Origin of the sequence: Clostridioides sp. GD02377, from assembly GCF_045899875.1 — a bacterium.
Lineage (GTDB): Bacteria > Bacillota > Clostridia > Peptostreptococcales > Peptostreptococcaceae > Clostridioides > Clostridioides difficile_A.
Window position 1 is genome coordinate 105333 of record NZ_JBJODA010000001.1, and the last position, 22990, is coordinate 128322.

Below are 22990 nucleotides of genomic sequence, written 5' to 3' on the forward strand. Positions count from 1 at the left end.
ATTATATAAACAATACATATATAAACATTTATTTTATCAATGCTTTATAATTAATATATTTATCTATTATATTAATTCCATATACTGGTAAATATATTTTTTATAATTAAAAAGCCACAAGATATATTATTTATATCTTGTGGCAAATCTAAAATTCTAAAAATATTTTTTATTATTATTTAGATATTATTTCTTTTATTTGGCGTACTCTATAGCTCTTGTTTCTCTTATTATACTTACTTTTATTTGTCCAGGATACTCAAGCTCATCCTCTATTTTCTTAGTCATATCTCTAGCTAATAAGTGTATCTCTTCATCATTTATAGCCTCTGGTTTTACCATTATTCTGATTTCTCTACCAGCTTGTATAGCAAATGATTTTTCTACACCTTCATATGAATTAGCTATTTCTTCTAGCTTTTCAAGTCTCTTGATATAAGCTTCTAAAGTTTCTCTTCTAGCACCAGGTCTAGCAGCTGATATTGCATCTGCTGCTGTAACTAATACAGCTTCTACAGTCTGAGGTTCGTAATCTCCATGATGAGTGCTCATTGCATGTATAACTTCTTTAGATTCTTTATAACGTCTAAGTAAATCCATACCTATTTCAACATGCGTACCTTCCATCTCATGGTCTACAGCCTTACCTATATCATGTAGTAAACCTGCTCTTTTTGCTAATCTAATATCTGCTCCTATTTCAGCAGCCATTATACCAGCTATATGAGCAACTTCTATAGAGTGTTTAAGGACATTTTGTCCATAACTAGTTCTATAGTTAAGTCTACCTAATAATCTTATTAGTTCTGGATGAATTCCATGTACACTAGTTTCAAATGCAGCTTGTTCACCATATTCTTTTATAATATTGTCAACTTCTTTTCTTGCCTTTTCAACCATTTCTTCAATTCTAGCTGGATGTATTCTTCCATCTGCTATTAGTTTTTCTAGAGCAATTCTTGCAATTTCTCTTCTTATTGGATCAAATCCTGATAAAATTACAGCTTCTGGAGTGTCATCTATTATAAGGTCTATACCTGTTAAAGTTTCTAAAGTCCTTATATTTCTACCTTCTCTACCGATTATTCTACCTTTCATTTCATCATTAGGTAAGTTTACTACTGTTACAGTAGTTTCTGCTACGTGATCTGCTGCACATTTTTGAATTGCATATCCTATAATTTCTCTTGATTTCTTATCAGCTTCTTCTTTAGCTTGACTTTCTATCTCTTTTATCATTATAGACATTTCACGTCTTACATCTCTCTCTGCATTTGTTAAAATTATTTCTTTAGCTTTATCAGAAGTAATTCCTGATATACTTTCTAATTTTTCCAATTGCTGAGATTTAATTACTTCAACTTCTTCTTCTTTCTTTTCAACTACCTTTAGTTTTTCGCTTAGATTTAATTCTTTAGATTCTAAATTTTGTAATTTTCTATCTAAGACTTCTTCTTTTTGTACTACTCTTTTTTCATATTTTTGTACTTCTGTTCTTCTTTCTCTGTTTTCTCTTTCAGCTTCTGTTCTCCACTTATGGATCTCTTCTTTAGCTTCTAATAATTTTTCTTTTTGTACTGTTTCTGAGTCGTGGTGTGCTTTATCTATTATTTCTTTGGCCAAGTTTTCAGCTTGTCCAAGTTTTGCTTCAGATATATTTTTTCTAACAAAATATCCAGCTATAATACCAACAGCTGCACCTATTACAATCATTACTACACTATCTATGACATCCACCTCCTTCGTTAATAATCCCAAAATGTCATCACTATGATTAAAAAATATTCCTAATAATTAAAATTAAATTTAGATATTTTATCCTCACCTAATTTTATAATTTTTTCAACATTGTGTCAAGCTAATAGGGAGCGTGGCATGTCTTTAATTACTAGTTATTTTTTTGTATTTTTACTTCTTCTTCTACAATTTCTTTTGATACTGGGTTACTTGATTCTTCACTTTCTCCAGTTAAGTTGTAAAATGCTCTAACTTTCTCGTCTATTTCATTAGTTAAATCCAAATTATCTTCCAAGAATTTTTTAACATTTTCTCTTCCTTGTCCAAGTTTAGTATCATTGTAACTATACCATGAACCTGATTTTTTAACTATATCTACGTCAGCAGCTATATCTAAAAGGTCTCCAATTTTTGAAATACCCTCTCCATACATTATATCAAATTCAGCTTGTTTAAATGGTGGTGCTACTTTGTTCTTAACAACTTTAACTCTCGTTCTACTTCCTATGACTTTATCACCTTGTTTTATTGTATCTATTTTTCTAACATCCAGTCTAACTGATGAATAAAACTTTAGTGCACGTCCTCCAGTAGTAGTTTCTGGATTTCCAAACATTATTCCTACTTTCTCTCTTAACTGGTTTATAAATATAGCAACACAATTTGATTTTTTAATTGAACCAGTTAATTTTCTAAGTGCTTGAGACATAAGTCTTGCTTGTAAACCTACATGAGAATCACCCATATCTCCATCTATTTCAGCTTTTGGAACTAATGCCGCTACTGAGTCTATTACTATTATATCTATCGCTCCACTTCTTATTAATGCCTCTGCTATTTCTAAAGCTTGTTCACCTGTATCTGGTTGAGATATTATTAGGTTATCAACATCCACGCCCAATGCTTTTGCATATACTGGGTCAAGTGCATGTTCTGCATCTATAAATGCAGCTATTCCTCCCTCTTTTTGAGCTGATGCTACACAACTAAGCGCAACAGTAGTTTTACCAGAAGATTCTGGCCCATATACTTCAACTATTCTCCCTCTAGGTAGACCTCCTATACCAATTGCTATATCTAAACCAATTGCTCCTGTTGATATAACATCTATAGACATAGACGTTGCTTCTCCCAATTTCATTACTGAACCTTTACCAAAATCTTTTTCAATTTTACCTAAAGCTTCATTCAACGCTTTTAACTTTTCTTGATCTACACTCATCTCTATACCATCCCTTCATTTATCTACAAACATTTGTTCTCTTGTTATATATTAATTATATAACATAAATCAAACCTAGTCAATTTAAAAACGCTACTAATGATTATATTTTTATTCATTACTTTTTATTTATAAACCATTATTAATAATTATATACACAAAAGAAAATATTCTTAAAATGAAAAGAGGTATACTATAATAGTATACCCTTTTTTAGATTTTTAAAATTTTTAGTTGTTATTTTTTATTAATTAATCAATTATTTTTTCTTTATAAGTCATTTTTACTTAGAAGACATAAAAAGCTCTTTATTTTTATATAGGTATTCCCACCCTGAATATAAAGTAAGTAATGTCGCTATAAGTATAAGAATTCCACCCACATTTAAGATTAATCCACTCTCAAACTGAGCTCCTATCAATAAAAATACTATTGATACCATCTGAGTTATAGTTTTAAGTTTTCCACTGTTACCAGCTGCTATTACTTTACCATCTGCAGCTGCTATAGCTCTTAATATACTTACTGTAAGCTCTCTAGCTACTATTATAATTACCATCCAACTACTTACAAGATGGTCTTCTATCATACATGTAAGTGCAGAAATTACTAATAGCTTATCTGCTAATGGGTCCATAAACTTTCCAAAGTCAGTAACCAAGTTGTATTTTCTAGCTATTTTTCCGTCTAATGCGTCAGTAATTGAAGCTATTATAAAAATAATACAAGCTATTAAAAACTTATTTGGTACATTGAGTAACATAATTAAAACAAATACTGGTATTAAAAAGATTCTAAACAAAGTTAATTTGTTAGGCAAGTTCATATAATACATCTCCCATTAAATCGTATTCCATTGCATCATTTATTTGAACACTTACGAATTCTCCTACTTCAAGATTGTCCACACTTTTTACATATACTATACTGTCAATTTCTTCCGCATCACCTTGTGTTCTTCCTGTATATACATTATCTTCTATCTGCTCTTCTATTAAAACATCATATATCTTCCCTATTTTTTTATCATTAAGTTCTTCAGATATTTTTTGTTGAATCATCATTAAAGTATCTCTTCTTTGTACTTTTATTTCCTCATCTATATGATTAGGTAATCTATCTGCTGGTGTATCTTCTTCTCTTGAATATGCAAATGCACCAAGTCTATCAAACTTAACTTCTTTTACAAAATCCACAAGTTGTTTAAAATCATCTTCTGTTTCACCAGGAAATCCTACTATTATTGTAGTTCTAAGTATTGCATCTGGTATATTACTTCTTATAAGATTTATTTTATTTAATATATCTTCTTTACTAGTTTTTCTATTCATTAATTTTAAAATATTATTACTTGCATGTTGAATTGGCATGTCAAAGTAACTACATATATTATCGTGTTTTTTTATAACTTGTACCAATTCTTCTGTTATAGATTCTGGATATGAATACATAACTCTTATCCACTTAAATCCATCTATCTTTGCAAGTTCTTCTAAAAGTTCTGGCAATTTTTCTTTTCCATACAAATCAAAACCATATTTGGTTGTATCTTGTGCTATAACTACAAGTTCTTTTACTCCAGATTCAGCTAGTTTATTGGCTTCTTTAATTATATCTTCAAATTTTCTACTTCTATATTTACCTCTTAATTTTGGTATTATACAATAAGTACAATTATTAGAACATCCTTCTCCGATTTTTAAATATGCCATATAACTAGGTGTAGATAGGTATCTTGGTAAATCTTCATTAAACACAAACTCTATATCATCAAGACTTACAATTTGATGTTTTTCACTTAATTCTTTAAGTATCTCATCTATGTTTTGATAGCTCCCTGTACCTACTATAGCATCTATTTCTGGAATTTCAGCTTTTAATTCTTCAGAATATCTTTGTGCCAAACACCCTGTTACTATCAACAACTTTAAGTTGCCAGTTTGTTTTAATTCTGCAAATTCTATTATTGTATCTATTGATTCTTGTTTAGCCGATTCTATAAATCCACATGTGTTTACTATAATTACATCAGCTTCTTCAAAATCTCCAATTAATTTATAGCCTTTTTTATTTAAAATTCCCATCATTATTTCTGCATCCACTAAATTTTTTGAGCATCCTAATGATTCCAATGCTATTTTTAACATTCCTTCTCTCCTTCCAATATGCTCTCATATAGGTCCATAACATCTTCTAAAGCTTTTTGTGTATCATTAAAGTTTATAACTTTATCGTACTTATACTTCTCTACTGAATGCATATAAAGTGGGTCGTAGTATTCTAAAAGATATCTTTCTACAAGCTCTTTATATTTACCTGATTCTAATAACTCAATATAGCCATCTACTACTTTATTACCCAATCTTTTTCTAAATTTATTTATACATTCTTTTAAGACATCTATATTATCTTTATCATAAATATAGTCTCTACAAAGTCTATTAACTCTATTTTCAATATTACATTCTAATAGTATATGATGTCCTTCTCGTATCATAGCATCAAAAATCTCATTTGGAACTGTAACGCTTCCAACTCGTTTACTTTCACTTTCAACAAATATATAGTCCTCCTTTGAGAAAAATATACTTTCAAATAACTTAGTTTCAAAATTCTTTTGAGATGGTGGTTTTTTATCAAATGTTATAAAACCAAAAGTAGAACCACTATTTTTAGCTATACCTTCCAAATCCAATACATCTATTCCTTTTTCCACTAATAGATGTAATAAGTCAGTCTTTCCTACTCCAGTCAATCCATGAACAGATACAAAGTTTTTTGTATCCATTGCATTTCTTAAATATTCTAAAACAAAGTTTCTATATGACTTATATCCACCTTCAAGTTGATATACATTTACACCTAATGATGATAATACATTTACTATACTTCCACTTCTCATTCCACCTCTTGCACAATATATAACAATATTATCATAATTTGTTGCAAGATTTGCTGCTTGTAGATACATATCTTTTAACTTATACGAGACATAGTCAAAACCCTTTTGTATTGCTTCATGTTTTCCTTGCATTTTGTAGATTGTTCCAACTTCATTATGCTCATTATTTTTAAAAATAGGCATATTAATCGCATTTAATATATGGTCTTCTTCATATTCACCTTCTGTTCTTACATCTACAAATATTACTTTCTCTAGCTTAAGTGCTTCTTCTATTTTTATAACTGACAATTCTATTCACCTTCTAAATTCTGCAAATCTTGTTTGCTTATTAATACCTTTCTCGGTTTACTTCCCTCACTAGCTCCAATTATGCCTCTTTCCTCCATAGAATCTATAAGTCTAGCTGCTCTATTAAATCCTATTTTAAATCTTCTTTGTAACATAGAAGCAGATGCTTGACCACTCTCCACTACAAATTCTATTGCTTCACTCAAGAATTCATCTTCATCACTACTCTTTGAAGTATTAACCTTAGATATAGTTTCAATTATATCTTCTTCGTATTTTATTCCATCTTTAACCTGACTCTTTACAAAATCAATTACTTTTTCTGACTCGCTCTCTGATATGAATGCACCTTGAAGTCTAACTGGCTTTGCTGCACCAAGTGGGTAAAATAACATATCTCCCTTACCTAGGAGCTTTTCTGCACCACCCATATCAAGTATTGTTCTCGAATCAGTTTGAGATGATACTGCAAATGCTATTCTAGATGGTATATTAGCTTTTATGACCCCTGTTATAACATCAACAGAAGGTCTTTGAGTTGCTACAATCAAGTGCATTCCAGCAGCTCTTGCCATTTGAGCTAGTCTACAAATATAGTCCTCTACATCATTTGCACTTGCCATCATTAAGTCTGCAAGCTCGTCTATTATTATTACTATTTTAGGTAATTTTTCTTCAGATTTCTCATTATAACTTGTTACGTCTTTTACTTGAGCATCTGCAAAGAGTTTATATCTTCTATTCATCTCAGTAACTGCCCAGTTCAAGGCATTAGCAGCTTTTTTAGGGTCAGTAACTACTGGTATTAATAGATGTGGTATCCCATTATAATTTGCAAGCTCAACTACTTTTGGGTCTATTAATAGTAGCTTTACTTCATCAGGATTTGCCTTATATAATATACTACTTATTAATGTGTTTACACATACACTCTTTCCTGAACCTGTAGAACCAGCTATTAGTAAGTGTGGCATCTTACCTATATCTCCAATTATAATTTTACCTGCAACATCTTTTCCAAGCCCCATTGCAAGAGGAGAATTAAAATTATTAAATTCTTCGCTTTCTAGAACTTCTCTTACTCCAACCATTTGAGCTTCTTCATTTGGAACTTCTATTCCAATTGCACTTTTCCCAGGAATTGGTGCTTCAATTCTTATACTTTTAGCTGCTAAGCTTAGAGCTATGTCATCTGTTAAATTTACAATTTTACTTACTTTGACTCCTGGACTTGGCTGTATCTCATATCTAGTTATAGTAGGTCCAACTGTAACTTGATTAATTTTCGCTTCTACTCCAAAATCTGATAATGTTTTTTCTAAAAGAGAAGCATTTTTTAACACTTTCTTTTTACCATTTTCATCAGATTTCTTATTTACTTTATTTAAGAGTTCAATGCTAGGCTTCTTATAGTTTGAATAATCTTCATTAACTGATTCTGCTATGATACTCATAGGTTGAGTTTTTTCTATATTTAAGTTAGGTTTGTTTATATCAACTTTTTTTTCTGGTTTAATATCTACAACTGAATTTTCATTTGTAGCTTTTTGTAATTCCTTTAAAACATCTAACTCTGGCATACTCTGAGTTCCTTCTAATATTTCTAAATACTCATCTTCTGCTTTATTAAATCCAACTATTTTAATAGTCTTATCATCTACACCATCACCATTTTCTTCTTCAAAATATTCCTCTTCTTCATCCTCATCATTACGACCTTTTGACATTAACCCTTTAAAGAAACCTGGTTTCTTGTTTATAGTGGTTTCGTCTACTTCATCAGTCATCATATCTATTGCAGATTTCTTCATATTTGCAATTTTATCTTTAAACGTTAAATTACTGTCTTTTGATGCTTTAGATTTTGATTTTGCATTTGATACCAAATCTTTTATAGAAATATTAAATATAAACATGATAGAAAGTATAAGAGCAAATACACTTATTAACCATCCACCTGCTATACCAAATATTTTACTCATATAATATGCAATAGTAGTTGCTATCAAACCACTACCTTGTCCACTCACACCCATTTTCATAACATCATCAAACATGTTACCTTTTAGTGGACTATCTACAGGAAGAGTTCCTGCATTTAATAATCCATAAAATACAAAGATAAATAAAATAATTATGTAGTATAATTTAGTCTTTCTTAGCCTATATATATATTCATTTCCATCAAAAAATCCTAAAAGTCCTGTTATAATTACTATAAATGGTATTGCTATGGAAAGCCCCCCAAATAGTCCTTTAAAAAGATTCTGCATTAACACAGGTACCCATCCCATAGAGTTAGAATTTAAACTATATAATAAAAATACACCTATAAATATCGTTATTAAATTATGATATTCTGCGTTAAAACTTAAGGTATTTACCTTCTTTTTTTTCTTCTTTTTCGTGGCCATTAATATCACTCCTTATTTTTAGCAAGTTTTACCCCTTCACAGCAAAAAGTGCTAATGCCTTAACACTAACACTCCTACTTTATTACATCATTATATCATAAATTTTATTATTTAAACAAATTTTAATCATTATTTTTTTCTTCATCAGATTCTTTTATAAGCTCTTTTAGTTTTTTAAGAGCTTCCTTTAGTCCTCCAACTTCATCTATAAGCCCATAATCTACAGCTTCTTTTCCTATCAATACACTACCAACATCACTTACAAGCTCATCTTTTTCATGCATAAGTTTCTCAAGTACATCTTTTTTGATATTTGATGTTCTTATTATAAACTGAATTATTCTATCTTGCATCTTTTTAAAATACTCAAAAGTTTCATTTATACCAATCACAAGACCAGTAGTTCTCACAGGATGTATAATCATAGTTGCTGTTGGTGCTATAAATGAGTAATCTCCTGCTGTAGCAAGAGGAACTCCTATACTATGACTTCCTCCTAAAACAAGAGTAACCACTTTCTTAGATGTACTGTTTAAGAGTTCTGCAATAGCTAGACCTGCCTCAATATCTCCTCCAACAGTGTTTAAAACAACTAACACACCTTTAACCTCATTACTCTCCTCAATTGAATATAACATTGGAATTATATGTTCATATTTTGTGGCTTTTTTTTGAGGATTTCCTATAAAATGACCTTCAATTTCTCCAATTATTGTCAAACACTGAGTATCTTTAGGAGGCTGAGGTGGCATTTCATTAGTACCAAATTGCTTTATACACTCTCTTTCTTCACAACTAGATTCTCTTCTACAACTATCTTTATCAAATGGTTCGTTATCTTCTCTATAATCTTTCATAAAAAAACTCCTATCAAAATCATATTTAACTTAGTTTTACCAAATAAATCAAATATATTAAGATATACGTAAAATTATTAAAATTTGAATAAAAATAGTTGTATTATAGTGTTTATTTTACATAAAATTGTTGGTGTATTGCATGTACTGCTGTGTGCATATCTTCTTCACTAACTAAACAAGATATAGTCATGTTTGAGTCTGATGTTTGTAAAAGAGATACTCCTGCCTTTGATAATCCTCTAACTACCTTTGACATGATACCAGACATTTCATCTGCAATTCTTGAACATATCAATGTTACTTTGGCACAATCTCTATTTACTTCATAATCCAATTCAAATTTATCTAGTATTTCCTTTAAAGCTTTTATATCAGCATCTTCAATAACAAATGCTTTTTCTGATATAAAGAAGTTTATCATATCTATAGTTATAAGTTTATCTTCTATCTCATTTAGTACTTCTGTAAACACTTCTTCTGCTGATTTAATCTTAACTTGGGCTACACTATCTTTGTTTGCAACAGCAACATTAAAGTCTTTTTCTTGTTCATATTCTATATTTTCTTCTAAGTGTCTACATAAAGAACCTATTTTTGTACCTTCAAAAGTTGGGTTCATTGTATTTTTTATAGCTAAAGTTATATTGCCACTTTTAGCTAATTGTACTGCTCTTGGGTGTATTACCTTTGCACCTTTATCAGCCATTTGGAATACTTCTTCATAATCTATAAAACTTAATACTTTAGCATTTGGTTCTACTCTAGGGTCTGCTGTCATTATACCATCTACATCAGTGTAAATTTCAACTGTTTCACATTCTAAAGCTTTCCCAATAGCAACTGCTGATGTATCACTTCCTCCTCTTCCAAGGGTAGTTATTTCTCCATCATCTGTTACACCTTGGAATCCAGCTATAACTACAACTTTGCCATTGTCTAAAGCTCTTTTTACCTTTTTAGGATTTATATACTTTATTTTTGCATTAGAATATTCATCACTTGTAATTATACCTGCTTGTTGACCAGTAAAGAAAACAGATTCTATACCTTGTGCATTCAATAAGTTAGCAAGAATTGTTCCTGATATTATTTCACCACAAGACATTATTAAATCAAGTTCTCTCTTATTTGGTTCGTCATTTACTGCACTACACAAATTTATAAGTGTATCTGTTGCATATGGAGCTCCTTTTCTACCCATTGCTGAAACTACTAATACTAATTGTAATTCTTCATCATTCTCTTTGTATGCTTTTACTATCTTACATACTTCATTCATTTTTTCATATGATTCTACTGATGTCCCACCAAACTTTTGCACTAAAATACTCATTTTTTCCTCCTAAATATATCCCTCATATTCTATAATTATCATGTCATTACCTATTTTTTTCACATTTCTCCATGGTACTTCTAAAAATGACTTATCTTTTCTTCTGGCAAAAAAACCTTTTTCTTTTGGAATTAAAAGCGCTAATATACCGCCTGTAGTTTCATCTAATATAAGGTCACATTCTCCAATGACCCCCAATCTTTCTCCTGTGACCAAGTTAACTATTTCCTTACCTGCTATTTCAGATAAATTCATATTTTTATACCTCCAGAGATTTACTTTTTAAGATATTAATCCAGATGTAGAATCTTTTCTACATCTCTTCCAACTATACATGTACCAATATTTTCGATATTGAATACCTTATCAACAACTTTTTTTACTGAATTAATATCAACATTATTTATACATTCAAGTATTTCATCTGTAGTTTTTACTTTTTTGCTAAGTAACATAGATTTACCAGTAGACATCATTCTACTGCTAGTACTTTCTAAATCCAATATATAATTGCCTTTTAATTGCTCCTTACTTTCAAATATTTCTTTTTCTGTAAGATAGTTTTTCCTTATATTTTCAATTTCTTTCTTTATTAAATTATAAACATCTGGCAAGTTTTCTGTACTCATACTTGCAAATATGCCTAATTCACCACACTTTCTGTACAATGTCTGTGATGAGTATATAGAATATACTAAACCTTTTTCCTCCCTTATTTTCTGAAAAAGTCTTGAGCTTATACTTCCACCAAAAATATTATTCACTACTGCCATTGAATACACTTCATCATCATTTTCAAATGGAATACCTTTTAGGCACATAGCTAAGTTTACCTGCTCAGTATCTTTGTTTTTTGATATAAAGCAAGGATTAAATTTAGCCTCACTTATTTCTATATTCAACCTTTTCTTTTCCCAGTGTCCAAATTTCGATTTGATTTTTTCTACCATATCATCAAAATTAAAGTTTCCAGCTATAGAAATAACAGCATTATTTGGAATATAATACTTGTTTAGGTATTCTAACATAGACTCCCTAGTTATATTATATAGAGAATCTTTTGTACCAATTATATTCATCCCTAAACCATCATTAGCATATATATTTTCTACTAACAAATCATAAGATAAGTCATCTGGAGAATCTTCATACATCTTAAGTTCCTCCAATATTATAAGTCTTTCCTTATCTATATCATTTTTATCAAATCTAGAGTTTAGTATCATATCACTTAATACATCGATTCCTGTATCTATATGCTCATCTATTAATTTTACATAATAACATGTACATTCTTTACTTGTAAATGCATTTATTTGCCCACCTAAATTGTCTATTGAGCTAGCAATCTCTTTTGATGTTCTATTTTTGGTTCCTTTAAACATCATATGCTCTATAAAATGAGAAGTTCCACTCACCTGTTCTTCCTCTATTCTAGAACCTGCATTTATCCAAATACCTAATGTTATTGACTTTAGATATGGTATCTCTTCACCAATTATTGTAAGCCCATTTTCCAGTATTTTTGTCTTATACATTACATTCTCCTAAAAATTTATTCTTTGTTTTATATTGGATTATTGAAAACACTATGTTTTAATTATATTTATTTTTATATGTATTACATTATAAGTCAGTCTTTTAATTAATTCAACTACAACTTATACAATCTTAATCAAATATTTATACTTTGTCTACTTAAACACATCACTGAGTTTACCTGGTTTTAGTCCTTTTTCCCTTACAATTGCTATAATATCATCTATACATTTTGTGGTTGCATCTGTTGGGTGCATTAATATTATACTATTATCTTTAATATCTTTTTTCTTCATTCTATCAATTATTACTTCTGGCTGGTCTTTATATTTCCAGTCTATAGTGTCAGCATCCCATTTTATTGATGTATATCCTAATGCTTTAGCTGCTTTTACTGTCTCTGGACCGAAAGAACCTGCTGGTGCTTGAAAAAATTTAGTTTTTTCATTTATTATTTCTTCAATTATTTTTTTAGATGTCTCTATTTGTTCATAATTGTCTTCGTATGATAGTGTCGAATAGTCTAAATGTTTGTATCCATGATTGCCTATTTCATGTCCCTGTTTTTTTATCTTCAATAATTCATCCTTATTCTTTTCTGCCCACTTACCAGTCACATTAAAAGTAATTTTTACATTTTCCTTTTTAAGTGTCTCTAAAATGGATTCTACATACTCTGTTTCCCATCCAAGGTCTATGTTACAAGTTAATGCAACATATCCACTTTTATCTTTTGTACCTCTTTCATATGGTAAGTCTACCCCATTAAAGAAGTTGAATACTGGTTTATTATTGAACATTTTTAATACCATTACTCCTCCTGATAACCCCAATAATAAAACTAAAATTAGTATTATTATTTTCTTGAGTTTACTCTTGTTAAGTACCATCATTATCATTAAAACTCCCCCTAATTATGTACAAATTGTTTCTTATTTAATACTATTAAAAGAAAGCTTTATTTATGCACTAAATATAATGTAAATACTTTTTTACATGTCAATATAATTTGTATCATTTAAGAAGATATATATTTACAATAAAAAAAGCAAAATCATAAGATTTTGCCTTTAATTATTTATTATATTATTTATTTTTATGTTCTGGTTTATGTTCTGGTTTTGGTAAAAGAACTTTTCTTGATAAATTAACTCTTCCTTTTTCATCTATTTCTGTAACTTTAACTTCAACTTCATCTCCTATATTTAATACATCTTCAACTTTAGCAACTCTTTCATGAGCTATATGAGATATATGAAGTAATCCTTCTTTTCCTGGAAGTATTTCAATAAATGCACCAAAGTTCATTATTCTACTTACTTTACCTTTATAAGTCTTTCCTACTTCTGGCTCGATTACTATGTTATTTATAAGCTCTTGAGCTTTCTTAATCATATCAATCTCAATACCTGATATAAATACTTCTCCAGTTTGTTCGATATCTATTTTAACTCCAGTTTCATCTATTATCTTAGTTATAATCTTTCCACCAGGTCCTATTACATCCTTTATTTTATCAGGATTTATTTGCATCTTAACAATCTTAGGTGCATATGGTGAAAGTTCTGGTTTTGGCTGAGATATAGTTTTTCTCATTTCTCCTAATATATGGATTCTACCTTCTTTAGCTTGTTTTAAAGCTCTTTGTAGAATTTCCTTATCTATACCATCTATTTTTATGTCCATTTGTATTGCTGTTATACCATATTCTGTACCAGCCACTTTAAAGTCCATATCTCCTAAATGGTCTTCCATACCTTGTATATCTGAAAGTACTGCAACTTTACCATCATGTTTTATAAGTCCCATAGCTATACCTGCAACCATATCTTTTATAGGTACACCTGCATCAAGTAAAGATAATGTTGAACCACATACACTTGCTTGAGATGTAGAACCATTTGAACTTAATACCTCAGAAACTAATCTAATAGCATAAGGGAAGTCTTCTTGAGATGGTATAACTGGTAATAAAGCTCTTTCTGCTAAAGCACCATGTCCTATTTCTCTTCTTCCTGGTCCTCTTGATGGTCTAGCTTCCCCAACACTATATGCAGGGAAATTATAATGATGCATATATCTCTTATTTTCTTCTTCATCTAATCCATCTAGCTTTTGAACATCTCCTAAAGCACCTAAAGTAGCCACATTAAGTACTTGAGTTTGCCCTCTAGTAAATATAGCTGAACCATGAGCTCTAGGTATCATACCAGTTTCACACCATATAGGTCTTATTTCCTCTAGTTTTCTATTATCTGGTCTTACATTTTCATGTACTATAAGTTTTCTTACTTCTTCTTTTATTATATCTTGTAATACTTCTTCTATATCTCCAATGTAATCTTCAAAATCTTCAAGAGTTTCTTCAAAATGAGCTAAAGTTTCTCCCTTAACTCTATCCATATTTTCCATTCTCTCTAATTTTTCAAAAGTTTGAACTGCTTCTTTCATCTTATCAGTTGCAAATTCACGAACCAATTGAGTTATTTCTTCCCCTGCATGGTACAATTCCACTTCTAATTTTTCTTTCCCAACTTCTGCAACTATACCTTCTATAAACTCAACCACTTTTTTTATTTCTTGATGAGCAAATAAGATAGCTTCTAGCATCACATCATCAGGAACTTCATCTGCTCCAGCTTCAACCATCATTATAGCTTCTTTTGTACCTGAAACAACTAAGTGCATTGAACTTTTTTCTCTTTGTTCTGCATTTGGATTTACAACAAAGGCACCATCTACAAGACCAATACATACTGAACCAGTTGGTCCATTAAATGGTATGTCTGATATAGAAAGGGCTATAGAAGAACCTATCATTGCTACTATGTCTGGTGTGCAATCTTGGTCCACTGATAAAACAGTTGCAACTACCTGAACGTCATTTCTAAATCCTTTTGGGAATAATGGTCTTATTGGTCTGTCTATCAATCTTGATGTAAGTATCGCTTTTTCTGAAGGCTTACCTTCTCTTTTTAAAAATCCTCCTGGTATCTTACCTACAGAGTATAATTTTTCTTCATAATCTACACTTAAAGGAAAAAAGTCTATTCCGTCTCTAGGTTTAGCCGATTTAGTTGTATTTACCATTACCATACTATCACTGTATCTAACTATGCAACTACCACTAGTCATTTCACAAATTTTTCCTATTTCTACAGAAAGTTCTCTTCCTGCAAAATCCATTTTAAATATTTTATGTTCAAACATTAATGCTTGTCCTCCTCTTATTAAAAACACGTATATCACTCTATTTACTATATTATCAAAAATACTATAAATTAACAATATAAAATTATCTTTGCACATATATGCAAAAAGCTTATATTACTGCTAATTAGAACAACTTATAGCTAATATATCTGGTCCTGTATGAGAGCAAATAGAAACTCCTCCTCGAGTAAATAATACTCTTCTTGCTTTTATTCTTTTGTTTACTTCTTCTTTTAATATTTCACAATCATGTAGATTGTCTCCACAACCGATTGTAACAATTTTTCCTTCTAAAGAACCTTCATTCATTTCTAAAATTATATCAACCAATTTGCTTGCTATATTCTTTACTCCTCTAACCTTATTTACCAACTTAGCTTCCCCATTATCAAAGAAAAATATAGGCTTTATATTTAACATATTTCCTATCAAAGCAGTTGCAACTGGAACTCTTCCACTCTGTTTTAAAAAATCAAGTGTATATGGTGCAAAAAGTAATCTCACACTACTACGAGTATTTTCTAACTCATCTATGATTTCCTCAAATGCTAATCCTTCTTCAAGAAGTTCACATGCTTTTATAATATATTGCCCACTACCAAGAGATAAGTTTCGAGTATCAAATATATGTATTTTTTCATTTCCAGCTACATCATTTTTAGCTATCATAGCACTTTGAAAAGTTCCTGAGGCATTTGATGCTCCTGTCATGCAGATTATGTGATAACCCTCTTCTATAAACTTATCAAACACTTCTTTAAACTCCATATATGTAGCTTGCGATGTTTTAGGTATTTGTTTGATTTCTTTTACCTTTTTATAAAACTCTTCTTTATTTATATCTACTCCTTCTATATATTCTCTATCATTAAAAATAACTGTAAGTGGAACTATTTCTATATAATCTTTTTCTGATATTTCATCTGGAATATCACATAAACTATCACATACTAACTTCATTTTCAAAATAATATCCTCCTTATTCCAACTAATTATACTGTTATAAAGTTTCTATATTAATCTTGTCTTTCCTCTTAAATTGATTATGTATTTATATACTTCTCTAATATTCTTACCCAATATTATTCATTTTATAATTTTTTATAATATATAAACTACTTTTATTATTAACTATTTTACTTTATAATGAATTAACTATAAAAAAGCAGGTATACACTATACCTGCTTTTTTATAAAGAATGAAATTACTTTCTTAATCCTAACTTAGCTATTAATGCTCTATATCCTTCAAGATCTTTTTCTTTTAAGTAAGCTAATAAGTTTCTTCTTCTACCAACCATTTTTAATAGTCCTCTTCTTGAATGGTGGTCTTTTTTATGAGTTTTTAAATGTCCATTTAACTCGTTTATTCTAGCTGTTAATAAAGCTATTTGTACTTCTGGAGAACCAGTATCTCCTTCAACTCTTCCAAATTCTTTGATTATTTCTGATTTGTTTATCATTTAGATTACCTCCGTATTTTTTTAGAAACGCCTATTACTAAGCATTGATTGGAGTATTCAAATGCCGAGTAACGGTTATTTTCCTTAATCATTTTATCATACATTACTTGTTTTTGCAAACATAGTTTTCGTATACGTAATTTGTGTCATTAAACAATTGATTTTTTAAGTCATCTATTGAATTAAACTTTCTTTCATCCCTTATTCTTTCCAAAAATTCAACAATTATATTTTTACCATAAATATCTCTGTCAAACTCTAAAATATTGGTTTCAATAGATAAAGATTTTCCATTGACTGTTGGATTATAACCTACATTTGTAGCGCCAAAATAAGTCTCATCTCCAATATGTACAATAGAAGCATAAATACCTCTTTTAGGAACGAGCATGTTATTCTTAAGGTCAATATTTGCTGTTGGGAATCCCATAGTTCTTCCAAGGTGTTTAGAATGTATAACACAACCTTCTAACTCGTAATTACGACCTAAATACTCTTTGACATTAGTCATATCACCTTGGGATACTAAACTTCTAATATAAGTACTACTCACTCTTACATCATTTATTTTGATTGGCTTTATTACTTCCACCTCAAAACCATATTCATCTTCTAAGCTTTTTAATAGATTCACATTGCCTTCTTTTGCTCTTGCAAACGTAAAGTCATGTCCAATTACTATTTTTTTGGCTTTTAATTTTTTTACTAGTATCTCATCTACGAAATCCTTTGCAGGTATTTTAGTCATATACTCATCAAATGGTATGATTACAACTATATCTATTCCCAAGTCTTCTAATAATTTTATCTTATCATTGTTACTTATGATATTTTTTGTTGAGTTTGGTCTAAAGTAATTTACAGGATGATTTGCAAATGTAAATACAATACTCTGTATATTTTCTTTTTTTGCATATTCAACTGTTTTTTTTATAAGAACTTGATGTCCTTTGTGCACACCATCAAAGTTTCCTATGGTAATGACACTTTCTTTTATGTTTGCTATTTCTGCTATAGATTTTATAATCACCATAATAAATGTTCCCCGCTAAAATTATAATTTACTCTTAACTTATTCACAAACTATTATAGCATAAGTAAAAGAGATAGACTATAGAAGTTATTATAGTACTATCTCTTTTGGCATTCTTTTAAATACATTAATTATATAAACATCTTATCACTTTTAACACTTATCGTATTATTGTGTTTTGATAATTTTCCTAATCCTAAGAAGTTATCTGTACTATATACTCTTACAAATTCATCATTCTTATTGAGATTATTTTTCAAAAATCTTTTATCATCTATTGAACCACCATTGCTATAATATTTTATGGCATTAGGATTTAGTACAATATAATTAAACGAATCTAGTACGTAGTCTATATCGTATAAGTATTTATCTAAAGTTTTATTTTCATAAAATAATTCTAGTTCTTCTAGTGTTATCGAGTTATCTAAATCAAATTTACCAGAAGATGTCCTATTCAAAAATGACATATGTGCTCCACAACCTAGGTATTCTCCTATATCATGACAAATACTTCTTACATAAGTCCCTTTAGAACATTCAACATAAAACATTACCTTGTTACCTTTTATACTGAGTATTTTTATGTCTTTTATATTCACCCTTCTAGTTTTTAAAGTAATTTCAGATTGTCTACCACTTCTTACTAAATCACACATTCTCTTTCCATTTACTTTTAAAGCTGAGTAGATTGGAGGAAGTTGACTTATTTCTCCTCTTTGTGTATCAAAAGCTTTTTCTATATCTTCATTACTCAATTTGAAATTATCAACTTTTTTTAAAATTTCACCTGAGGCATCATAAGTATCTGTACTAATACCTAAAGTAAGCTCACATATATATGATTTATCCTTATTTAAAATAACTTCACATACTTTTGTAGCTTTTCCTATACAGATTGGTAAAACACCTGAAGCATCTGGGTCAAGAGTACCTGTATGACCTACTTTTTTTATATTTAAAATTTTTCTCACTCTACTTACAACATCATGAGATGTCATGCCTGTAGGTTTCAATATACTTATAATCTTATTCATTTTTCTGTCACCTTAAATTGATTTTAACACTGCCTCTAATACCATTTTTTTTGCATTATCAATACTATCTTTAATAGTACATCCAGCAGCTCTTACATGACCACCACCACCAAATAACTTGGCTATTTCACTTACATCAACATAATTTTTTGACCTAAAACTTACTTTAATTTCATTTTGTTTTTTCTCTTTAAATAAAATTCCAACCTCAACATCTTTTATGTCTCTTGTATATGTTGTTATTCCATCAACATCGTTGAAACTTGTATTATTTCTATTCATCATATCCTGAGTCAAAACTATACTAGATACTTTTGATTCAAATATTTCCAAAGATTTTAAGGCTTCTCCTAATAATTTATAATAATCAGAAGAATTACTTTGATATATATTTTGTATTATAGTATTTTTTTGTGCACCTAAAACAAGTAAATTCTTTGCCATTTCAAAGCTACTTGCATGGACATTTGAATATGAGAAGTTTCCAGTATCAGTTACAAGACCTGTATATAAACATGTCGCTATATCTTTATTTATAATCTTAATATCTTTTATTTGCTGGAATCTAATCAATAAATTATAAACTAGTTCACATGTAGAAGATGCATCCTTATCTACATAATTTAAATCTCCATATGAATCATTACTTGCATGATGGTCTATACAGATTAATTTTGATGCATTATTTTTGATTTCATCACTTACACATATTCTTGGTTCATCTCCACAATCAAGTGCTATTAGGGAATACTGATTCATATCAAGTTCATTAGACTTATAAATTTTTACATCTTCAACCAAAAACTTTAAATTTAATGGAGCTTCATCATCAAGTACATAATATACTTTTTTTCCTAAGTTTTTTAGTGTATAATACATCGAAAGTGTAGAACCAATATTATCTCCATCTGGGCTAATATGAGAGGTAACTATAAAATAGTCACCCTCATAAATATAGTTTATAATACTATCAATATTATTCATCATAATTTTCATCCTCATTTTTTTGAGTATTTTTTTCATTAACTCTTTTTATAAGGCTATCCATATACATTCCTTTTTCTATTGAATCATCAATTTTAAACATTATTTCAGGAATATATCTAAGTTTTATATTTTTTCCTACTTCTCTTCTTATATACCCTCCAGCACTTTTAAGTCCTGTTAGTGTAGATTCTTCATCTCCACCTAAAATACTTACATATACATAAGCATATCTTAGGTCATTTGTAACTTCTACATCAGTTACACTCACCATAGATGTTATTCTAGGGTCTTTTACTCCATTTATAAGCATAGTACTTACTACTTTTCTTATTTCTTCTGCTATTCTTCTTGTTCTATTATATGATGCCATACCATCGACCTTCTTTACTAACTGATTTTCTTTGATACGAATTTATAATTTTCTTTCTACTTCTTTAGTTATATAAGCTTCTACTACATCGCCTTCTTTTATATCGTTGTAATTTACAAAACTCATACCACATTCGTATCCAGAATTAACTTCTTTTACATCATCTTTAAATCTCTTAAGTGCTGCAAGCTCACCTTCATGTATTATTATACTATCTCTAACTAATCTTACTTTACAATTTCTAAATATCTTACCATTAGTTACATAACATCCAGCTACTGTTCCAACACCAGATATTTTATATATTTCTCTTATTTCAGCTTTTCCTGTTTCTTCATCAACATATTCAGGGTCTAACATACCAGTCATAGCAGCTTGTATATCTTCTATAGCCTTGTATATTATAGTATATGTTCTTATATCAACATTTTCTTTTTCGCCTAGAGATTCTGCACCTGGAACTGGTCTTACATTGAATCCTATTATTATTGCGTTAGAAGCTGCTGCAAGTAATATATCTGATTCTGTTACAGCTCCAACACCTCCATGTATTACTTTAACTTGAACTTCTTCATTTGATAATTTTTCTAAAGATTGTTTAACTGCCTGTACTGAACCTTGTACATCTGCTTTTATAACTATATTAAGGTCTTTTATAGAACCTTCACTCATTTGACTAAATAAAACATCTAGTGATAATCTTTGAGTTGATTTTAACATTTCATCTCTAACTATTTGTTGTCTTCTTGCTGCTACACTTCTAGCAATCTTGTCAGTTGGAACCTCAACAAATTGGTCTCCACCTTGTGGAACTTCTGATAAACCTAATATCTCAACTGCTGTAGATGGTCCTGCTGTTTTTACTCTTTTACCTTTTGCATTTATCATTGCTCTAACTTTACCACATGCAGCACCTGCAACGATTGGGTCACCTACTGTTAAAGTACCACCTTGAACAAGTACTGTTGCAACTGGACCTCTTCCTTTGTCAAGCTCAGCTTCTATAACAGTTCCTACTGCTCTTTTATTTGGATTTGCTCTTAATTCTTCCATTTCAGCAACCAATAATACCATTTCTAAAAGTGTATCTATTCCTTCTTTTTTCTTAGCTGATACTGGAACTGCTATTACTTCTCCTCCCCAGTCTTCAACTAATAGACCTTGGTCTGCTAATTCTTGTTTTACTTTATCTGGATTTGCACCTGGTTTATCTATTTTATTTATAGCAACTATTAAAGGTACTTCTGCTGCTTTAGCATGGTTTATAGCTTCTACTGTTTGAGGCATTATACCATCATCTGCTGCAACTACTAATATTGCTATATCTGTAACTTGTGCTCCTCTTGCTCTCATTGATGTGAAAGCCTCATGTCCTGGAGTATCTAAAAATACTATTTTGTGTCCATTAATTTTAACTTCTGAAGCACCTATATGTTGAGTTATTCCTCCTGCTTCACCTGAAATTACATCAGTTTTTCTTATTGCATCTAGTAGAGATGTTTTACCATGGTCAACATGTCCCATAACTGTAACAACTGGTGGTCTAGGTTCTAAATCTTCTTCTTTATCTTCTTCAATTTCCATCAAAGCTTCTATTTCTAAAGCTTCTGTATCATCACCTTCAGCTACTGTTAGTTCAAATCCATAGTCTTTTGCAGCTAAAGCAGCAATTTCAAAACTTATCTCTTGATTTATTGTTGCCATAGTTCCCATTTTCATAAGCTTCATGATTACTTCTGACGGAGATTTATCTAACTCTGTTGCTAATGCTTGCACTGTAATCTTTCCATCTATCTCTATCACATTTTCATTTTCTTTAGATGAAGCTTCATTTAATAATTCTAATACTAAATCTAATTCTTCACCTTCTAATACTGAATCTTTATCAGCTACATTTATATCTAATTCAGTTAACTTATTCATAAGCTCTTCATTTGATATATTTAATTCTTCTGCTATTTGGTATACTCTTGTTTTTGACACAAGATCACCCCCTATTTTATTTTAAATTTCTATTAGTTCAATTATCTTTTTAGAAAAGTTTTCATCTTTTATTCCTATAACTGCTCTTGGAGATTTTCCTATTGCAAATCCTATTTCCTCTTTTGTTGAAAAAAATAGATATGGAATATTTCTAAAAGTTGATTTATCCTTAAAAAGTTTTTTAGTATTATTTGATGCATCTTCTGCTATTAAAACCAATTTTACTTTTCCTTTTTTTAAGTCAAGCAAAGTTGAGTCATCACCAGACACTATTTTCCCTGCACGAGTTGCGAGCCCTAAGAACGAAAGTATTTTTTCTTTATTATTTTTCATATTCTTCTAACTCCATAAGTAGATTATCATAGACTTCATCAGGAACATCTATCTTAAAAGCTTTATTTAATGCTTTACTTTTGATGGCTTTTTTAAGACATTCAGAGCTTTTACATACATATGCTCCTCTACCATTAGCTCTTCCTGTTGGGTCTAAAAATATTTTTCCTTCTTTATCTTTAACTATTCTTATAAGCTCTTTTTTAGAGTCTCTATCTTGACATGCTATGCATTTTCTTTGAGGCACTTTTTTTACTTTTTTCAAAATCATCC

The 22990-nt window shown here is 29.8% G+C and carries 21 protein-coding genes; all 21 read right to left on the reverse strand.

Going from position 1 to position 22990, the window contains the following annotated elements; all coding sequences use genetic code 11:
* Positions 1-195: 195 nt before the first annotated feature.
* Positions 196-1737, reverse strand: coding sequence for a ribonuclease Y (gene rny, locus Q3304_RS00485; RefSeq protein WP_054269964.1), 1542 nt, complete (start codon positions 1735-1737; stop codon positions 196-198).
* A 151-nt stretch (positions 1738-1888) separates the two neighbouring features.
* Positions 1889-2959, reverse strand: a complete 1071-nt coding sequence (gene recA / locus Q3304_RS00490; protein ID WP_054269812.1) for a recombinase RecA — start codon at positions 2957-2959, stop codon at positions 1889-1891.
* 283 nt (positions 2960-3242) lie between these two features.
* The gene (pgsA, locus tag Q3304_RS00495) at positions 3243-3785 is read right to left on the reverse strand and encodes a CDP-diacylglycerol--glycerol-3-phosphate 3-phosphatidyltransferase (RefSeq protein ID WP_054269811.1); all 543 of its coding nucleotides are present in this window, start codon (positions 3783-3785) and stop codon (positions 3243-3245) included.
* The gene (gene rimO, locus Q3304_RS00500; RefSeq protein ID WP_054276319.1) at positions 3772-5106 is read right to left on the reverse strand and encodes a 30S ribosomal protein S12 methylthiotransferase RimO; all 1335 of its coding nucleotides are present in this window, start codon (positions 5104-5106) and stop codon (positions 3772-3774) included. Before rimO ends, pgsA begins: the two co-directional genes overlap by 14 nt.
* Positions 5100-6152, reverse strand: a complete 1053-nt coding sequence (mnmH, locus tag Q3304_RS00505; RefSeq protein ID WP_407814604.1) for a tRNA 2-selenouridine(34) synthase MnmH — start codon at positions 6150-6152, stop codon at positions 5100-5102. The genes rimO and mnmH overlap by 7 nt, the downstream gene beginning before the upstream one ends.
* 2 nt (positions 6153-6154) lie before the next feature.
* Positions 6155-8566: a DNA translocase FtsK gene (locus Q3304_RS00510; RefSeq protein ID WP_074178904.1), complete on the reverse strand. Its 2412-nt coding sequence runs from the start codon at positions 8564-8566 to the stop codon at positions 6155-6157.
* 122 nt (positions 8567-8688) lie between these two features.
* Positions 8689-9423, reverse strand: a complete 735-nt coding sequence (locus tag Q3304_RS00515; protein ID WP_054269807.1) for a ClpP family protease — start codon at positions 9421-9423, stop codon at positions 8689-8691.
* A 112-nt stretch (positions 9424-9535) separates the two neighbouring features.
* Positions 9536-10759, reverse strand: coding sequence for an aspartate kinase (gene dapG, locus Q3304_RS00520; RefSeq protein WP_054269806.1), 1224 nt, complete (start codon positions 10757-10759; stop codon positions 9536-9538).
* A gap of 9 nt (positions 10760-10768) precedes the next feature.
* Positions 10769-11014 carry a YlmC/YmxH family sporulation protein gene (locus tag Q3304_RS00525; RefSeq protein ID WP_003419503.1) on the reverse strand — a complete coding sequence of 82 codons (246 nt, stop codon included), beginning with the start codon at positions 11012-11014 and terminating at the stop codon, positions 10769-10771.
* Between the two features lie 35 nt (positions 11015-11049).
* Positions 11050-12297, reverse strand: coding sequence for a pitrilysin family protein (locus Q3304_RS00530; RefSeq protein ID WP_054269805.1), 1248 nt, complete (start codon positions 12295-12297; stop codon positions 11050-11052).
* 156 nt (positions 12298-12453) lie between these two features.
* Complete coding sequence (locus tag Q3304_RS00535) at positions 12454-13197, reverse strand: polysaccharide deacetylase family protein (protein ID WP_054269804.1); 744 nt, start codon at positions 13195-13197, stop codon at positions 12454-12456.
* A 187-nt stretch (positions 13198-13384) separates the two neighbouring features.
* Positions 13385-15508, reverse strand: coding sequence for a polyribonucleotide nucleotidyltransferase (gene pnp, locus Q3304_RS00540; protein ID WP_407814605.1), 2124 nt, complete (start codon positions 15506-15508; stop codon positions 13385-13387).
* Positions 15509-15631: 123 nt separating this feature from the next.
* Positions 15632-16477 (reverse strand): DegV family protein, encoded by an 846-nt coding sequence (locus tag Q3304_RS00545; RefSeq protein WP_407814606.1) that lies wholly within the window; start codon positions 16475-16477, stop codon positions 15632-15634.
* Positions 16478-16716: 239 nt separating this feature from the next.
* The gene (rpsO, locus tag Q3304_RS00550) at positions 16717-16974 is read right to left on the reverse strand and encodes a 30S ribosomal protein S15 (RefSeq protein WP_021384061.1); all 258 of its coding nucleotides are present in this window, start codon (positions 16972-16974) and stop codon (positions 16717-16719) included.
* 103 nt (positions 16975-17077) lie between these two features.
* Positions 17078-18007: a bifunctional riboflavin kinase/FAD synthetase gene (locus tag Q3304_RS00555; protein WP_054269801.1), complete on the reverse strand. Its 930-nt coding sequence runs from the start codon at positions 18005-18007 to the stop codon at positions 17078-17080.
* A 131-nt stretch (positions 18008-18138) separates the two neighbouring features.
* On the reverse strand, positions 18139-19044 hold the full coding sequence (gene truB / locus Q3304_RS00560; RefSeq protein WP_054269800.1) for a tRNA pseudouridine(55) synthase TruB: 906 nt from the start codon (positions 19042-19044) through the stop codon (positions 18139-18141).
* A gap of 12 nt (positions 19045-19056) precedes the next feature.
* Positions 19057-20040, reverse strand: a complete 984-nt coding sequence (locus Q3304_RS00565; protein WP_147628925.1) for a bifunctional oligoribonuclease/PAP phosphatase NrnA — start codon at positions 20038-20040, stop codon at positions 19057-19059.
* Positions 20021-20401: a 30S ribosome-binding factor RbfA gene (gene rbfA / locus Q3304_RS00570; RefSeq protein WP_054269799.1), complete on the reverse strand. Its 381-nt coding sequence runs from the start codon at positions 20399-20401 to the stop codon at positions 20021-20023. The genes Q3304_RS00565 and rbfA overlap by 20 nt, the downstream gene beginning before the upstream one ends.
* A gap of 42 nt (positions 20402-20443) precedes the next feature.
* Positions 20444-22384: a translation initiation factor IF-2 gene (infB, locus tag Q3304_RS00575; RefSeq protein ID WP_407814607.1), complete on the reverse strand. Its 1941-nt coding sequence runs from the start codon at positions 22382-22384 to the stop codon at positions 20444-20446.
* A 21-nt stretch (positions 22385-22405) separates the two neighbouring features.
* Positions 22406-22717, reverse strand: a complete 312-nt coding sequence (locus Q3304_RS00580) for a ribosomal L7Ae/L30e/S12e/Gadd45 family protein (protein ID WP_054269797.1) — start codon at positions 22715-22717, stop codon at positions 22406-22408.
* Complete coding sequence (rnpM, locus tag Q3304_RS00585; protein WP_169465630.1) at positions 22707-22988, reverse strand: RNase P modulator RnpM; 282 nt, start codon at positions 22986-22988, stop codon at positions 22707-22709. The genes Q3304_RS00580 and rnpM overlap by 11 nt, the downstream gene beginning before the upstream one ends.
* Positions 22989-22990: the final 2 nt, after the last annotated feature.

What these genes read in the sequence shown, in the direction of transcription:
- recA (WP_054269812.1), bottom strand. Translation starts at nt 2,959, where the DNA reads ATGAGTGTAGATCAAGAAAAGTTAAAAGCGTTGAATGAAGCTTTAGGT.
- pgsA (WP_054269811.1), bottom strand. Translation starts at nt 3,785, where the DNA reads ATGAACTTGCCTAACAAATTAACTTTGTTTAGAATCTTTTTAATACCA.
- rimO (WP_054276319.1), bottom strand. Translation starts at nt 5,106, where the DNA reads ATGTTAAAAATAGCATTGGAATCATTAGGATGCTCAAAAAATTTAGTG.
- Q3304_RS00510 (WP_074178904.1), bottom strand. Translation starts at nt 8,566, where the DNA reads ATGGCCACGAAAAAGAAGAAAAAAAAGAAGGTAAATACCTTAAGTTTT.
- Q3304_RS00515 (WP_054269807.1), bottom strand. Translation starts at nt 9,423, where the DNA reads ATGAAAGATTATAGAGAAGATAACGAACCATTTGATAAAGATAGTTGT.
- dapG (WP_054269806.1), bottom strand. Translation starts at nt 10,759, where the DNA reads ATGAGTATTTTAGTGCAAAAGTTTGGTGGGACATCAGTAGAATCATAT.
- Q3304_RS00525 (WP_003419503.1), bottom strand. Translation starts at nt 11,014, where the DNA reads ATGAATTTATCTGAAATAGCAGGTAAGGAAATAGTTAACTTGGTCACA.
- Q3304_RS00530 (WP_054269805.1), bottom strand. Translation starts at nt 12,297, where the DNA reads ATGTATAAGACAAAAATACTGGAAAATGGGCTTACAATAATTGGTGAA.
- Q3304_RS00535 (WP_054269804.1), bottom strand. Translation starts at nt 13,197, where the DNA reads ATGATAATGATGGTACTTAACAAGAGTAAACTCAAGAAAATAATAATA.
- pnp (WP_407814605.1), bottom strand. Translation starts at nt 15,508, where the DNA reads ATGTTTGAACATAAAATATTTAAAATGGATTTTGCAGGAAGAGAACTT.
- rpsO (WP_021384061.1), bottom strand. Translation starts at nt 16,974, where the DNA reads ATGATAAACAAATCAGAAATAATCAAAGAATTTGGAAGAGTTGAAGGA.
- Q3304_RS00555 (WP_054269801.1), bottom strand. Translation starts at nt 18,007, where the DNA reads ATGGTGATTATAAAATCTATAGCAGAAATAGCAAACATAAAAGAAAGT.
- truB (WP_054269800.1), bottom strand. Translation starts at nt 19,044, where the DNA reads ATGAATAAGATTATAAGTATATTGAAACCTACAGGCATGACATCTCAT.
- Q3304_RS00565 (WP_147628925.1), bottom strand. Translation starts at nt 20,040, where the DNA reads ATGAAAATTATGATGAATAATATTGATAGTATTATAAACTATATTTAT.
- rbfA (WP_054269799.1), bottom strand. Translation starts at nt 20,401, where the DNA reads ATGGCATCATATAATAGAACAAGAAGAATAGCAGAAGAAATAAGAAAA.
- Q3304_RS00580 (WP_054269797.1), bottom strand. Translation starts at nt 22,717, where the DNA reads ATGAAAAATAATAAAGAAAAAATACTTTCGTTCTTAGGGCTCGCAACT.
- rnpM (WP_169465630.1), bottom strand. Translation starts at nt 22,988, where the DNA reads ATGATTTTGAAAAAAGTAAAAAAAGTGCCTCAAAGAAAATGCATAGCA.